Annotated in this window: 14 protein-coding genes; 7 read left to right on the top strand and 7 right to left on the bottom strand. The window is 46.0% G+C overall.

Annotated features, from left to right (window positions below; genetic code table 11):
- Positions 1–2: 2 nt before the first annotated feature.
- Positions 3–569: an RNA polymerase sigma factor gene (locus tag OL444_RS29370; RefSeq protein ID WP_264731725.1), complete on the bottom strand. Its 567-nt coding sequence runs from the start codon at positions 567–569 to the stop codon at positions 3–5.
- A gap of 198 nt (positions 570–767) precedes the next feature.
- Here OL444_RS29370 and OL444_RS29365 point away from each other — a divergent pair, with 198 nt between their 5' ends.
- The 4 genes from OL444_RS29365 to OL444_RS29350 are packed head-to-tail and all read left to right on the top strand — an operon-like array spanning position 768 to position 8,192.
- Positions 768–1,739: a FecR family protein gene (locus OL444_RS29365; RefSeq protein ID WP_264727359.1), complete on the top strand. Its 972-nt coding sequence runs from the start codon at positions 768–770 to the stop codon at positions 1,737–1,739.
- 17 nt (positions 1,740–1,756) lie between these two features.
- Positions 1,757–5,080, top strand: coding sequence for a SusC/RagA family TonB-linked outer membrane protein (locus OL444_RS29360; protein WP_264727361.1), 3,324 nt, complete (start codon positions 1,757–1,759; stop codon positions 5,078–5,080).
- A gap of 18 nt (positions 5,081–5,098) precedes the next feature.
- Positions 5,099–6,832 (top strand): RagB/SusD family nutrient uptake outer membrane protein, encoded by a 1,734-nt coding sequence (locus OL444_RS29355; protein ID WP_264727364.1) that lies wholly within the window; start codon positions 5,099–5,101, stop codon positions 6,830–6,832.
- Positions 6,833–6,848: 16 nt separating this feature from the next.
- Complete coding sequence (locus tag OL444_RS29350) at positions 6,849–8,192, top strand: alkaline phosphatase family protein (RefSeq protein WP_264727366.1); 1,344 nt, start codon at positions 6,849–6,851, stop codon at positions 8,190–8,192.
- Positions 8,193–8,265: 73 nt separating this feature from the next.
- Here the strand turns inward: OL444_RS29350 and OL444_RS29345 are convergent, their stop codons facing one another.
- From OL444_RS29345 to OL444_RS29335, 3 genes are all read right to left on the bottom strand, one after another.
- A complete protein-coding gene (locus tag OL444_RS29345) occupies positions 8,266–9,207 on the bottom strand; it encodes an HTTM domain-containing protein (protein ID WP_264727368.1) in 942 nt (313 codons plus the stop codon).
- 6 nt (positions 9,208–9,213) lie between these two features.
- Positions 9,214–9,858 carry a hypothetical protein gene (locus tag OL444_RS29340; RefSeq protein WP_264727370.1) on the bottom strand — a complete coding sequence of 215 codons (645 nt, stop codon included), beginning with the start codon at positions 9,856–9,858 and terminating at the stop codon, positions 9,214–9,216.
- A 97-nt stretch (positions 9,859–9,955) separates the two neighbouring features.
- Positions 9,956–10,315: a hypothetical protein gene (locus OL444_RS29335; RefSeq protein ID WP_264727372.1), complete on the bottom strand. Its 360-nt coding sequence runs from the start codon at positions 10,313–10,315 to the stop codon at positions 9,956–9,958.
- 337 nt (positions 10,316–10,652) lie between these two features.
- Here OL444_RS29335 and OL444_RS29330 point away from each other — a divergent pair, with 337 nt between their 5' ends.
- Positions 10,653–10,991 (top strand): helix-turn-helix domain-containing protein, encoded by a 339-nt coding sequence (locus tag OL444_RS29330; protein ID WP_264727374.1) that lies wholly within the window; start codon positions 10,653–10,655, stop codon positions 10,989–10,991.
- 16 nt (positions 10,992–11,007) lie between these two features.
- On the opposite strand, the gene OL444_RS29325 is transcribed toward OL444_RS29330, so the two are convergent.
- From OL444_RS29325 to OL444_RS29315, 3 genes are read right to left on the bottom strand one after another with little or no spacing between them, the layout of a single operon-like run.
- Positions 11,008–11,760, bottom strand: coding sequence for an SOS response-associated peptidase (locus OL444_RS29325; RefSeq protein ID WP_264727376.1), 753 nt, complete (start codon positions 11,758–11,760; stop codon positions 11,008–11,010).
- An 8-nt stretch (positions 11,761–11,768) separates the two neighbouring features.
- Positions 11,769–12,263: a hypothetical protein gene (locus tag OL444_RS29320; protein ID WP_264727378.1), complete on the bottom strand. Its 495-nt coding sequence runs from the start codon at positions 12,261–12,263 to the stop codon at positions 11,769–11,771.
- Between the two features lie 17 nt (positions 12,264–12,280).
- Entirely contained in the window at positions 12,281–12,670 is a 390-nt protein-coding gene (locus OL444_RS29315) for a LexA family protein (protein ID WP_264727380.1), read from the bottom strand.
- 859 nt (positions 12,671–13,529) lie between these two features.
- Here OL444_RS29315 and hisG point away from each other — a divergent pair.
- A complete protein-coding gene (gene hisG, locus OL444_RS29310) occupies positions 13,530–14,384 on the top strand; it encodes an ATP phosphoribosyltransferase (RefSeq protein WP_264727381.1) in 855 nt (284 codons plus the stop codon).
- 12 nt (positions 14,385–14,396) lie between these two features.
- Entirely contained in the window at positions 14,397–15,668 is a 1,272-nt protein-coding gene (gene hisD, locus OL444_RS29305; RefSeq protein WP_264727383.1) for a histidinol dehydrogenase, read from the top strand.
- Positions 15,669–15,691 lie beyond the last annotated feature (23 nt).

Below are 15,691 nucleotides of genomic sequence, written 5' to 3'. Positions count from 1 at the left end.
TATTACAGGTGGTGGTGCATACTCATTAGCAGTAAGAATACACCCGGATAATAGGTTTCTTTTAATTCTTTACGTAATACCTGGAGCGCTTTGCTCATGTGTTTTTCTACTGTTTTTACAGAGATACCCATCTCTTGTGCGATATCTTTATAAGGCAGATTCCCATAGTAATTCAGCATAAATACTTCGCGGCATTTCTGCGGCAAGGTATTGATGCTATGGGCAATCTGCTTTTTTAATTCATGCTGTTCAAGTGTCTGTGGGGGCGTCGCTTCCCGCTGGTGGGCCTGTTTTAATAATTCCTGGTGATGTCCTTCCTGCACCAGTTTGTTCCGCAGAATATTCGATACTTTATATTTCACGGCATTACTCAGGTAGCCGGTAATGTTGGTATTTGCCGGCAACGTTTTTCGCTTGAGAAATAAACTGATAAAAACATCCTGGATCACATCTTTGGTTTGTTCCTGATCCTGGAGAATGCGGTAAGCCTGCTTGCTGAGTAAAGGCACAGTGGCTTTGTACAGTAACTCAAACGCTGTTGTGTCACCTTGTTGGGCCTGCTGCCACAGGCTATCGCATGTATGGTTACCGGTTGTGCAGATAAGAATAGAATTTGCCTGTAAAGATATTGGCTATGGCAAAGTTTCCATGTTATCTTATGGTAAACACCTGCGTAATGTTAACTTAATATTAATTGCCGCTTTTTTTTAAAAAAGGACTGGGGGGAAATACGTGTTGAAGTGATATTAATAGCAAACACCTGATTCATGACACCAGCCCGGCTGCAATACTTATTGGAAAAATACCTGAATGGAACGGCTACCAGTGCAGAACAGGAAGAATATGACCGTTGGTATAACCGGGAAGGATTATTGCCGGAAGCTCCCTGGACACCGGAAGAAGTGGAGGCGGTATATGCAAAAATAAATGCGGGCATCAGCCGGAAAAAAGTATTTCAGTTGCGTTGGGCCGCCGCTGCCGCTGTATTACTGCTGGCCGGTACCTGGTGGATCATGCGTGCACCGCATACGGATACACGAAAAACACTGGTTATACAAAAAGCGGTTCACCCGGATAGTATGGTCATCCGTAATACCACAGGCAATACAAGAGAAATCAACCTGCCGGATGGCTCGCTGGTTACTTTATATAAAGATGCAACTATTCGTTTTGCAGCTCCTTTCGGCGCCCGCGATCGTACAATACTGCTACACGGAAAAGGTTTTTTCAACGTGGCTAAAAGTGCGACGGCGCCCTTTACTGTGATCAGTGAGCAGGTAGCTACTACCGCACTGGGTACTTCCTTTACCATCGCAGGCATGGAAAAGGAAGTAAAGGTAACCCTGCACACCGGAAAGGTAATGGTGAAAACAACCGCACAAACAATGTATCTCCGGCCGGGACAACAGTTGTTATGCGATGTGCACACCGGTATTACCCGACTGCAACCAGCTACACCGGCCCGGCCGGCTGTAATGGCGCCGGTTATTTCCTATGGCTCGCGGAGTGGCTTCACGGCAATGTTTGATCAAACGCCGCTGGCCAATGTACTGGATACTATCGCCAAAGGATATCAGGTAAATATTCACGTACAACACGATGCCTTCCGGGATATTGCTTTCTCCGGTGTGATACGGGATACGGATTCACTGGCACAGGTACTGCATCGGATTGCCATGCTACATGATTTGAAAATTGTAACAACACATACGGGTTATCGTATAGAAAAAAATCACTAACTAAATATTTGCGTACTATGAGACATCGCTACCAGGTAGTGACGGGCGGAGCTTTGCCCCTGATGAACCAACTGGCTGCTAAAAAAACAACCGGGATATCCTGTTGTAAATTGATCTGCATGCTGCTGCTGATTTGTAGTAACTGGTTGCCGGCGCATGCCCAGAAAAAAGCCTGGATAAAAGGCCTGATCGAAGATGAAAAAGGACGCCCGATACCCGGCGCTTCTGTACAGTTGAAAAGTGGTCCGGATAGCCTTAAGCGTTATGCCGTGACCAACGAACAAGGCGTATTTATTTTTGATGATAGTCAGCAACAAGGCCCGTTTGTATTTAGTATTGTATATGTAGGATACGTTACGCAGCACATCACTAAAACACATCTGGACCCGCAGAAAGAACACTCTATTTATGTGGTGTTAAAAGAATCTTCGGCTGCGCTGGGTGAAGTGGTGGTAGTAGGTTATGGCACCCAAAAGAAACTGAACCTCACCGGTGCTGTGGACCAGGTAGGGAAAGAAGTATTTGAAAACCGCCCTATGACGAGTGCTACCAAAGGGTTACAAGGAGCTTTACCCAATCTGAATATTCGTATTACCGATGGAAAACCAATACGGGGCGCTACTTACAACGTAAGGGGAACGACTTCTATCGGTGCCGGCGGAAGCGCACTGGTATTGATTGATGGGGTTCCCGGCGATCCCGATTTGCTGAATCCGAATGATATTGAAAGTGTATCGGTGCTGAAAGATGCGGCTTCTGCGGCAATCTATGGCGCACGGGGCAGTTTCGGCGTGGTATTGATTACGACCAAGCACCCGGCTAAAGACAGAACCCAGCTGACCTATTCCGGCAACTATTCGCTGAATGACCGTACCATACGGCCTAATCTTATCACCAACGGATATGAGTGGGCGAAAAATTTTGATGAAGCATTTTACGCCTGGAATGATTATAAATCACATCCGCAGAAAGCCAACAGTGTATTCCCGTTTTCACTGGATTACCTGGATGAACTGAAACGTAGGAACGAAGATCCTTCTTTGCCGCAAACCGTTGTGGATCCTGCTACGGGTAATTATATATATTATGGCAGTACCGACTGGTTTAAAGAATTATATGCAGATAATAATCCGGCTACGGAACAAACATTATCCGTTTCCGGTGGTAGTGCAAAATCTGAATATTATCTCTCCGGCAGATATATGTCGCAGAATGGTATCTTCCGTTATAATCCGGATAAATTCAAAATGTACAATGTGCGGGCAAAAGGAGCAGTGAAACCATTCTCCTGGCTCCGTGTGGAAAATAACTTTGATTTCTCCCAACGTACTTATTTTTATCCTATCCTCAATCATCCCGGTAATACCCCTGTGTGGAGAAGAATCTCCGATGAGGCGTTCCCGGTAGCGATGCTGAAAAATCCGGATGGTACTTTAACGGAAAATGCGTCGATTGTTTTCGGCAGCTTTATCAGCGGTAATAACTATTCCGATCAGACGCAGTTAATGTTGCGTAATACTTCCCGCTTTACGACCAGCTTTCTGGACAACAGGCTGCATATAAACGGCGACTTTACCTATGCACATACCTCCGGTGTGGAAACCCGTTTATATACACCGGTGCCTTACAGCAAAGCGCCGGGTGTAATACTGACCCGCGGGGAAAGCAAAATGAATGAAGACCAGGGCCGCACCAATTACACCGGTATGAACCTGTACGCGGATTTTGAACAACGCTTCGCGAAACATTATTTTAAAATATTGATGGGGTATAACTATGAAAATACGTTATACAAATCCCGTTATTTCCAGCGGGATGGCATTATCAATACCGATTTGCCGGACTTCTCCCTGATGAACGGACTGGATTATCGCCTGACGGGTGGCGGTTATGAGTGGCGTACACTCGGTGGATTTTTCCGTTTGAATTATAACTATGATGAAAGATACCTGCTGGAAGTAAACGGTCGTTATGATGGTTCTTCCAAGTTCCCGCGTACGCAGCAGTATGGCTTCTTCCCATCTGCATCTGCCGGCTGGCGTGTATCTAAAGAAAAATTCTGGCACATTTCTCCGGCAGCTGTTTCCGATTTTAAAATCCGCGCCTCCTATGGTTCCCTGGGCAATGGTAACGTAGATCCTTATCAGTTCCTGGAGAAAATGGCGGTAAAGAAAATGGGGATGGTGATCGGCGGTATCTTACCGGATTATACCCAGAAACCCAATGTCATTCCGGATGGTCTGACCTGGGAAAAATCTACTACCGTGAATGTGGGCGTGGATGCTGCTTTCCTCAGCAACCGGCTGAAAGTAAACTTTGATAAATACACCCGGTATACCACTAATATGTTTACCGTTGGCCAACCCTTACCTGCTGTATTTGGCGACAGTGTACCCAAAGGCAACTATGCCGATCTGAAAACAAAAGGATGGGAGCTATCTGTCAACTGGAGCGATGCCTTCCAGGCAGATGGCAAGCCTTTTAACTATTCTGTTGGGGTGGTATTATCTGACAATGTATCTTATATCACCCGTTTCAATAACCCCAGCGGACTTATTAATACCTACTATGAAGGAATGCGGGTAGGTGATTTCTGGGGATTTGTGAACGATGGTTATTTCGAAAATGAGGCAGCCATTAAAAACCATAAAGTAGATCAGTCTTTTATAAGGGTATCCAATGCCAACATCCTGAAACCGGGTGATATCCGTTATAAAGACCTCGATGGCAACGGGAAAATAGATCAGGGTAAAGGTACTTTGGGTGATCCGGGCGATCAGCAGGTAGTGGGTAACTCCGAGCCACGTTATGCTTTTGGCGTAACAGGTGCCGCCAGCTGGAATAATTTCTTTATCAATGTGTTCTTCCAGGGAGTAGGAAAAAGAGACTGGTGGCCGGGTACAGATGCATCCCTTTTCTGGGGCCAGTACAATCGTCCTTACAGCTGGATGCCTGCAGAAATTCTGGATAATCGCTGGTCAGAAGAAAATCCGGATGCCTATTTCCCCCGCTTCCGTGGCTATACCGCACTGAATGCAAATGCGGAGTTAACGGTGAAACAACAGAAATATGTACAGAACGTGGCTTATGTGCGCCTGAAAAACCTGACGGTGGGATATAACCTGCCAAAGGAATGGATCTCGAAAGCGAAGATACAGCAGGCACGTATCTATTTCACCGGACAAAACCTGTGGACATGGTCGCCGATGTACCGCATTATGAGAACGCTGGATCCCGAAGTAATTGAAGGCGGAGATCCGGAGCTGAGTAAGGGTGCGGGAAATGGAATGTCTTATCCGATGTTGAAAACATATACGGTTGGTGTGAGTGTCACTTTTTAACGTTTAATGCTTACTACAATGAAAAATAGTATTTACCTGTTATTGGTCCTGGTAATGGTGGGATGTAAGAAGGAGCTTGATCTGAAACCATTCGACAAACTGAGTCCGGACAACGCTTTTAAAACAGAATCAGATCTGCAGTTATATGCCAACTCTTTTTACAACATCCTGCCTTCCGGTAATGATATTATCCGGGGAGATGTCATGAGCGATTATCTGGCCGGGAAAGATGCCAATGCGTATATCCGTCCGGGCGCCTATACGGCAACGCAGGCCAATGGCTGGGATTGGAAGGAGTTACGTAATATCAATTATTTCCTGGAACATTATGGCCAGGCCAATGTAACAACAGAAGCCAGGAATCACTATGCCGGACTGGCGCGCTTTTTCCGGGCCATGTTCTATTTCGAAAAAGTAAAACGTTTCGGTGATGTACCCTGGTACAATAAAACCATGACCATCTCCGATCCGGATCTCTATAAAGGACGTGATCCGCGGGTAAATGTAATGGACAGCGTGTTGGCCGACCTGGACTTTGCCTGCGCCAATATCCGGGCAAAAAAAGACAACAGCTGCTCACAGATCACCAAATGGGTGGCGCTGGCATTTAAATCACGGGTATGTTTGTTTGAAGGCACTTTCCGTAAATATCGTTCGGCATTAAATTTACCCAATGCCGATGTGTGGCTGAAAGCTGCTGCCAGCGCTGCAGCGGAAGTGCGGAAAAGCGGGCAGTATAAACTCAACGCCAGTGGTGATCCTGCCATGAATTACCGCAACCTGTTTATCAATGAAACACCGAATGCGGATGAGGTAATACTGGCCTATGTATGTAACAAAAGCTGGCGGGTATTCAACGATGCCAACTGGTTCTTTACCAGTGCTACCTATGGCAACCGTTTGAGCCTGGTGAAAACATTTACTGATACCTACCTGAACCGGGATGGCAGCCGCTTTACCGACAAAGCAGATTTCGATAAAATACCTTTTCAGGAAGAAGTGAAAAACAGGGACCTGCGTTTGCAGCAAACCATCCGCATGGGTAAATACAACCGCGAAGGACAAGCAGCACCGCCTGATTTTACGTATAGCTATACCGGTTATCAGCCGTTGAAGTATACACTGGATGCTAAGGCAACAGACGGTGTAGGAGAAAATAACAACTCCATCCCTATCATCCGCTATGCGGAAGTATTGCTCAATGAAGCAGAGGCGAAAGCCGTATTAAATGATTTCTCGCCCGAAGACTGGAATCAGACAATTAAATTGCTGCGTAACAGAGCGGGCATTCAGCAGGCAGATATGCCGGTGACGGCCGATCCTTTCCTGATGAAGAAATACTTCCCGGGTGTCAGCGATGCCGTATTGCTGGAAATCAGAAGGGAGCGGGGAATTGAACTGGCACTGGAAGGCTTCCGGTTTTATGACCTGATTCGCTGGGATGCCGGCAAGCTGCTGGAAAATGTATATGATGGTTTATATGTAGCGGCCATGGATGTACTGATGGACCTGAATGAAGATGGGAAGCCGGATGTATCCTTCGTCAAGAAAACACCTGCCACAAAAGTACCGGGCGTGTATTATTTTCTGATAGATGATGATCAGACTAGGCTGTCGGAAGGTACTAAAGGTAACCTGATCTGGCTGAGTAATATCGAAAGGAAATGGGAAACCTATAAATACGTATATCCGATACCGTATAATGAGATTGTATTAAATCCCGCACTGAAACAAAACAAAGACTGGCAGTAATTTAAAATAATATAGCATGAAAAAGATATTACTGATAGCCGGTGGCATGTTGCTGGGAGCAGCTGCCATGGCACAACAGGCGAAACATGTGGTGCTGATTACCATCGATGGTTTCCGGCCCGACTTCTACACCGACCCTTCCTGGGGAATGGTGAACCTGCGTATGATGAAAGAAAAAGGGGCTTATGCTGCAGGCGTAAACAGTGTATTTCCTTCCGTTACCTATCCCAATCATACGTCTTTGATTACCGGGGTAACACCCGCCAGACATGGCATCTATTATAATACGCCGTTTGAAGGCGATAGTGCTACCGGAAAGTGGTATTGGTATTACACTGCCCTGAAAACGCCTACATTGTATGATGCCGTGCGTAAAGCCGGCAAAACATCCGCCAACGTGATCTGGCCGGTAACGGTAGGCGCGCCGGTAGACTATAATATCCCCGATATCTGGCCACTGGGCAAGGATAAAGACCGTAGGATGGCTACTGCTGCCAGCGCTTATCCAAAGGGATTATGGGAAGAAGTACAGGAGCAGGCTACCGGAAAAATTACGCCGGCAGACTTTGCGATGGAAAACGGAGAGATGATCATGGACGAAAACGTAGCGCGTATGTCGGCCTATCTCATTCGTACCTATAAACCTGCTTTCACCACCTTGCACCTGGCTTGTACAGATCATTATGAACATGAAGAAGGCCGCGATGGTTTCCTCGTAAGAAAAGCAGTGGCCGGCGCAGACCGCGCACTGGGTACGATTGTGGAAGCACTCAAACGGGCAGGCATATACGATAGCACCGCCATCATCGTCACCGGTGATCACGGTTTTGTGGATATACAACAGTCTTTTGCCCCCAACCTGTTACTGGCGCAACATGGACTGCTGAATGATGTTCAGAAAGGAGACTGGAAAGCACAGTTTCATACCGCTGGCGGCGCCGCTTTTTTATACCTGAAAAATCCGAAAGACCAGGCAACCCTGGAAAAGGTAAAAGCAATACTGAAAGCGTTGCCGGCGGCACAGCAACAGCTGTTTAAAGTACTGGACCGTACTGCATTGACGGCTATCGGTGCAGATCCATCTGCGGCCCTGGCCCTGGCTGCGGCTAAAGGTGTCACCATGAGTGGCGCCCGCAAGGGAGAGCTGATAAAGGCCGCCAAAGGCGGTACCCACGGTTATTATCCTGATTTTAAGGAAATACAGACCGGCTTTGTGGCATATGGCGCCGGTATTCTGCCGGGCAGTCACGTAGTGGAAATGAATGTAACCGATGTAGCGCCGCTGATCGCGCAGCTGTTGGGGCTGCCTTTTGAAAAGGTGGATGGCAAAGTGCCACCAGGTATTACTACCACCCGCTAATAAAAAACGCCCCGCAAATCCTGCGGGGCGTTTTTTTATGAAGAAAGAGATAATGGTATCCCGCTGAAATAAGCTATGTTAACCTGATTTCCTGATGCGGCACAACCGGTAATGCAGGAATTTTCCACCGGATGATTTTGTTGATACGATGGATGATTTTATTGAGTAGTCCCAGCCATTCCCGATCATTGAAGAAAAATCCGTAGGTCATGATGAAGATGATTTCAAAGCCGTATATCATCATGAATACATAGATCCCCAGGTGAAGTGCAATGCCGCACAGAATGATCGGTACTCGGGTTTGGCGGAACCATACCAGTACCGGAAAATACATTTCTATCAACAGGGTAGCGTAAGTAGTGATGGTGACAAAATAACCGTTTTTGACCAGCAGATCGTTCCAGGGGGTGCCTTTGAAACGGGCGAGGCTCATGATATAATAGGTGGCTACACCATTGAACCACACATTTGCATGAATCTTATGGAAGGCCGACCAGAAATAAACGATGCAGAAATGGATGGTTACTGCCCGTACTGCCAGGTTGGAGAAGAGGTTGGACAGGCGTTGCAGGGTTTCGTTCCGGATCTGCAGGGCCTTGATACTAAAGTATTGATAGCTGTCTGCGAATACCATGTATAATACCACAAAACGCATGAAGTTATCCCCACCATTCAATACAATGTTACACAGGCGTTGTACGGTTTCATACAGCAGAAATAAGAGGAGTGCTGTGAAATGTTTGCCGATGCCAAAGAGGAAGAGTACAATGACTACCAGGTAGGTCGTAATAAATACCTGATAATGTTCCCGGATAACGGAGCTTTGAATACCCAGTAGTTCCGTGAGTACGGTCGGAGTGGGCGAAATAAAGGATTGGGGACCGTACAGGATGTCGAGGTAAGGCCATTGAAAAACAATCGTCTTGAACAGGTGAAAACAGATGAATACCCGGAATACGGCCAGGTAAAAAGCGTAATTGTTTCTTTCTTCCATGCGGATCATTAGACTATACATGGCGTATTATTTTTGTTGATTAAATGATAAGTAATCGCTCATGAAAACCGCTTCCTCTTTTCGGGTTTGGGGGTGTGGGTCATTTCTTTCAGAAAACCGGGGCAGCAGAATACGGGTGGTGATGAGCCGCATATCGTGGGTAGCGGTATCGATACCATGTTCCCTGGCCACGAGTGTACCGTAGTTGCTGAGTGTCAGGAAAGAACTGCTTTGCTGGATATAGTTTTTAATAGTGATTTCGCCGGCGGTATCAATGCCTGTTTTGTTCTTTAGTTGTTGCTGATAATGCAGATTGTCGTGCAGCTCAGAAGAAATATCTGATACGCCGCCTACATTGCCGGAGATCACATAATCCAGTATTTCCTCATGCCAGTTGAAGGGGGCTTTTTTTTGTTTTTGTTCCGTGATGTGTGCCAGTACTTCTACTACTTTTACCTGTTGTGTTTTTTTATCCCGGAATTCGTAATAGAGGCGTTCATCAAAGTCCGGTGGTGGCGCAAAGAAACCCCAGCGCTGGAATAGCCAGAACTGAAAGGTTTTGCCTTGCGGATATAGTTTTAGATAGAGATAATTATCCGGCATGGTGAAAATAAACGTCATCACGAAATAGGCGATGAATGTCAGGAAGATGACAGGACGCAGGTATTTCATACAAAAAAATTATACAGTTATCACCTCATCAAAAAAGGCTATCAGCTTCCGTTTTTCCTGGCAGGAAAACGCGGAAAACTGATAGCCGGTTGATGGTTTAATCGAGGCTACGCATTTTGCTATCCAGCAGTTGCTGTTCATTCAGTATACCCGGACGGGCAATAGGGCCGCCTGGTTGGGTGATGATGTCAGCAGTTGGATAATCCAGGATGGCAGTGCGCAGGGCCGTAATCCTGATAATGTACAAGGTTGGGCGAATGATCAGTGTAGTAGGATAAGGTGTAATAAAGGTAGTCTGATCGGAACCGCTGGCTATAACAGCTGGCAGATTATTGTCTACTACTTTTCCTTTGCCCAGTAAAGCGGAGTTTTTGGAATGGGTGAAACTGGAAAGTGTAATCACCGTTACTGCTAAACATGCCACGATGGCTGTTTTAGCATTGAAGATGCTTTTCATGATGTGTGTTTTTGAGGTTTATATAAATGAATAATAAACAATGGGTAATGGTAATATTACCATTCAATTAGTACTTGAAATATCTGAGAAGTGAACGTATGATGTTTCGGTTTATGAAACAGGTGTAACAGTGCTCATCTCGCTGAAGTTTGACAATTGGCTCTTCTTTTTGGGGTTAGAAATGTGCTTTTCAACGAAGACAAAGTTGCGGATTAATTATTTACCTGCCTATAGCGTGGATGTTTAATTTATTCCTAATTTTACAGTGGCTAATCTATTTATCCTGTATTGCAGATTGTTTGTATTATGATCCTTTACTGCTAAAAAGCATCACCCCATGGTAGCTGATATGATCAGACGGCTTCGTATAGAACGCAATCTCACCCAGGAGTATCTCGCACATGAACTGGATATTTCGCAGAATGCCTATTGCAAAATAGAGAACGGTCAGGTGAATATTACCGTAGACCGGTTGGAAAAAATTGCGGCGATTCTGCAAACGCCGCTGACAACACTTTTTACCTGCCATGCCAGACAGGAGCCGGCTATTGATACCTGGCAGGAAATGAAAAGTATGATTGCGGTATTACAGGAAGAATTACAGGCTAAACAAAAAGTAGTGGACACATTACTGGAAGTGATCCGTGAATGGAAAGCCGGCCACCCGCTTAGCTGACAGTGGCCGTAATGTTTTAAACTGTGAGTGCAGGTAATCCTTCGTATTGAACAGGTGCAATGACTGTAGCGTCATCAGGTTTCACTTTCCGTACAGAATTCACCGGCCAGTAGTCGAGTGCGTGGGAAGGCTGTTCGTATTGCAGTAAATTACGTATATCCGTATCAGTTATATCGGTATGTAACCATTCCTGTGCCAGGTCATTGGGCATCATCAACGGCATTCTGCCGGCATTATCGCCGCCATTATGTATCTGCGCCATCACCGGATTGGCGCTGCGGGTGAGCAGGGTGAAAGTAGGTATACGATCGGGTTTATCCACATCCCAGGAGTTAGACAAAGCCCACAGGCCGGCAATAAAAAACAGTTCCTGTTCTTTGGGCCGGATGTAATAAGCTACTTTGTTTTTCCAGCCTGGTATCTGCCGGTATTCAAAGAAACCAGTGGCTGGTATCAGGCAACGCTGATGCCGGATAGCGTTCCACATGGTACCGTTTTCCAATACTTTTTCACTGCGGGCATTGAGGAACATTTGCCGTTGTTTTTTCACCTTTTCGGGTGTATTCAGCATTTTGGGAACAGGCCCCCAGGTGTAATAGTCCAGCTGCAGCCCATTGTTATTCACAACAACCGGCCATTGCGGAAAAGACATGCCTATTTTATGATAGGTGGCATTAAAACCTGCCGGTGGCTGACCTCCTCTTTTCAGGGCAGGCAGGTATTGGAAGATACTCTCTATAGTGGTATGAAAGGCAATATCGTAACACATATGATGGATTAATATTCTTCTATAACAGATAAAGGTACTGCTAATTCTTCTTCTCCGTAATGCAGGTGGCAATACAATTCACCGTAACGCAGCGATAGGGTGGCGTCGATCTTTTCTTTCCGGTCCGGCTTCCAGGATGTTTTTCCGGCGATATACTTCCGTACCCGGTTTTCCAGTTGCAGGGGCGGCTCCCATACTTCATCCTGCAGCAGGGCGGCATATACTTTATACCCGGCCGGCTGCGCGGCGGCTACATATAACTTATCTATTTCCTCTTTGTGATGCGACTGATAAATATATTTCCGGGCATCAAACCGAATGTGCTGAAAGTGAAGATTGGCTTCACCAATATTTTTATAGGGGGTAATCAGAAAAATTTCTTTGATCTGATGATCTGTTTGATTTCTGGCGACTTCATACCGCTGCCGTACGAACAGGGTAAAGCCATTTTCCAGTAACGCTGTTACCAGCTCGGGTGACAGTAATGCTAAAGGTTGGTACATGTGACAGATTTTTTCCCTTATTTACACACATCTATGATAATGGCGATAACAACGCCCCACACCTGAAAATCTGTTTCTTCTGTGATCATAATCGGTTTATAAAAAGTATTCTCCGGATGTAATACCCAGTGCCGGCCGGCTTTTACCAGTCGCTTTATGGTATAGTCCCCATCCAGCAGGGCTACAATAATATCACCGGTAGCCGGGCGTCTGCTGCGGTCTACGACTGCCATACAACCATCCGGCATATGCGCTTCCACCATACTGTCGCCTTTTACCCGTACAACAAAGGTGTGGCCGGGACTAGGGTGCAGCATATAGGAAAGATCTGTGGCCAGCTCGGGTTCATCCGGGCTGCTAAGTACCGGCAGGCGGATATGCGTGTTACTTACCTTCAATGCTTCCATATAATTACTATTTTAAAATGCTAATTATATTAGCAAAATAAAGCTAATTTTTTTAGATGAAGAAATGTATTAACAGATTGTTTGCAAAAGAGCAGGATGGCTGACCACTGGTCACATAGAAGTCGTTATATATCAATGGAATGACCGCTCTGTATCTGCTTGAAATAGTCCGGATATTAGGTGTTGTCACCGATATCGAGTGCCCGACAAGGGGAATGTCTGACAGGAAATCAAAGAATCAATTTGTATGGAGAAAAAAATAGAAAGGATGTATAACGTTAATGACTAAACGATAATAAATTGCAATTGCAGATAGGAAAGTACCAACTTTACAGGTCATTCATTTTTAAGAACGTATGTTTTTATCGCAGTACCAGTCTGTAATATTGCCGTGCATTACTGCAGTGCGTTGCCCCTGGTTATAGGACACCTGCTTATATTCTTTGCTAACACAGTCGTTGTCTGTATAAAAAACGCTTTCCTGCATTTATAATATACCGTTACATCGGCTTATTGATATAGCCGGTGAATGATATGGTTATAAATGACCGGTGGCCGGCAGTAACTGTCGGTTATCCTGCATGGTTTGCTAATGCCATGGATATATTAGCACCGGAGGGGGGAATATCCTCCGGTAAGCAGGATTTATTATAATATGTATACTTCACAAAAAATTTACTTTGATTTATCATTTTACTTACTATTTTTGCACTCGACATTATGATTACTAACATACATATCCATCACCATCATCATTTCTTACCACACCGGTAGGCTGGGATGTTTATGTGTATCACCATATTAGATCATCATCAGGGGCTTACCAGAACGGTAAGCCCCTTTTTTATTTCACCCAAAGATGAAACTGAAAATCGCCATCCAGAAATCCGGCCGCCTGCACGATGATTCCATCAAACTATTGAAGGAATGCGGCATCGACATCAACAACGGTGTTAATAAGCTGAAAACAGAAGCCACCAACTTTCCGCTGGAAGTGTTCTTCCTGCGGGATGATGATATCCCGCAATATATTGAGGACGGGGTAGCTGATATTGGTATTGTAGGGGAGAATGTGGTGCTGGAGAAGAAAAAGCAAGTTAACATCGTACAAAAACTGGGATTCGGTAAATGCCGTCTCTCCATGGCTGTGGAGAAATCCATCGAATACAATTCCGTACAGGACCTGCACAACAAACGGATTGCGACCAGTTATCCGGTGATTGTGGAAGAATTCCTGCAACGTAATGGCATTACCGCCGAAATCCATGAGATCAGCGGATCGGTGGAAATAGCGCCTGGTATTGGGCTGGCAGATGCCATCTGCGACCTGGTGAGCAGCGGCTCTACCTTGTTTATGAATGGTCTCAAGGAAGTGGAAACAGTACTGAAATCAGAAGCGGTGCTGGCGGCCTGCCACAACCTGCAACCTGCCCAGCAGCAGCTGCTCGATAAACTGCTCTTCCGTATCCAGGCAGTGCGGAAAGCCAAAAACAATAAATACATCCTGCTGAATGCACCTAATGATAAACTGCAGGAGATCATCAGTCTGCTGCCGGGAATGAAAAGCCCGACAGTATTACCTTTGGCGGAGGCAGGCTGGAGTTCTGTACATTCCGTACTGAATGAAAATGAATTCTGGGACATTATCGAAAACCTCAAAGCCGCCGGTGCACAAGGCATTCTGGTAGTACCCATCGAAAAAATGGTGATCTAAACTGATACAAACATGCAAATCATAAAATTTCCGGATAGCTCCACCTGGAACGCTTTACTGCAGCGGCCTGTAATGGATACATCCGCCCTGGAACAACAGGTAGGAAACATATTGAATGATGTAAGGGAGAATGGCGATGCGGCTGTCAGAAAATATGCCGCCGCCTTTGATAAGGTGACCCTGGATGATTTGCTGGTACAACCGGCAGCCTTCCTGCAGGCAGAAGCTACGTTGGATCCGGTACTGAAAGACGCCATCCGGCAGGCAGCCCGTAATATAGAAACCTTTCACCGTGCCCAGCAGGAAACACCACAGGTGATTACCACCATGCCAGGCGTACAGTGCTGGCGTAAATCTGTGCCGATTGAAAAAGTAGGCTTATACATTCCCGGTGGTTCGGCGCCGCTTTTCTCTACCATCCTGATGTTAGGGATTCCGGCCATGATAGCGGGTTGTAAGGAAATTATCCTATGTACGCCCGCGTTGCACCCGGCTATTCTGTATACCGCGCAACTGATTGGTATCTCCAAAGTCTTTACGATAGGCGGTATACAAGCAATTGGCGCCATGGCTTTTGGTACGGAATCCGTACCACAGGTATATAAAATATTTGGCCCCGGTAATCAGTATGTCACCTGCGCCAAACAGCTGGTCAATAAAAGCGGTATTGCCATTGATATGCCGGCCGGTCCATCAGAAGTAGCTGTACTGGCGGATGATAGCTGTATTCCTGCATTTGTGGCGGCAGATCTGCTGTCACAGGCAGAACACGGTCCTGATAGCCAGGTAGTACTGGTAACCACCAGCGAAAAAGTGATCACCGATGTGGAAAATGCCCTGAAAGTACAACTGGAAGCGCTCTCCCGTAAAGGTATTGCTACCGCGGCCCTGGACAACAGTAAAATGATCCTGGTATCGGATATGGGTACAGCCGTGGAAATGCTCAACGCATATGCACCGGAGCACCTGATCCTGGCTTGTCGTGATGAATTAAACATCGCAGGCAATATTACCAATGCCGGCTCCGTTTTCCTGGGTAACTATACACCTGAAAGTGCGGGTGATTATGCTTCCGGTACCAATCACACGCTGCCTACCAACGGTTATGCAAAAGCTTATAGCGGCGTATCACTGGACAGTTTTGTGAAGAAAATAACTTTCCAGCAGATCTCCCGCGAAGGCCTGGAGCAGATTGGCCACACCATTGAAACAATGGCAGCTGCAGAAGGACTGGATGCCCATAAAAATGCGGTAACAGTAAGGTTACGTTATGAGGATATTTAACAACCGCTTTCCGGTAAAAAACA

It is taken from the genome of Chitinophaga nivalis, assembly GCF_025989125.1.
GTDB lineage: Bacteria > Bacteroidota > Bacteroidia > Chitinophagales > Chitinophagaceae > Chitinophaga > Chitinophaga nivalis.
Note: the sequence above shows the minus strand (reverse complement) of the source record. Positions and strands in the feature narration are given on the sequence as shown.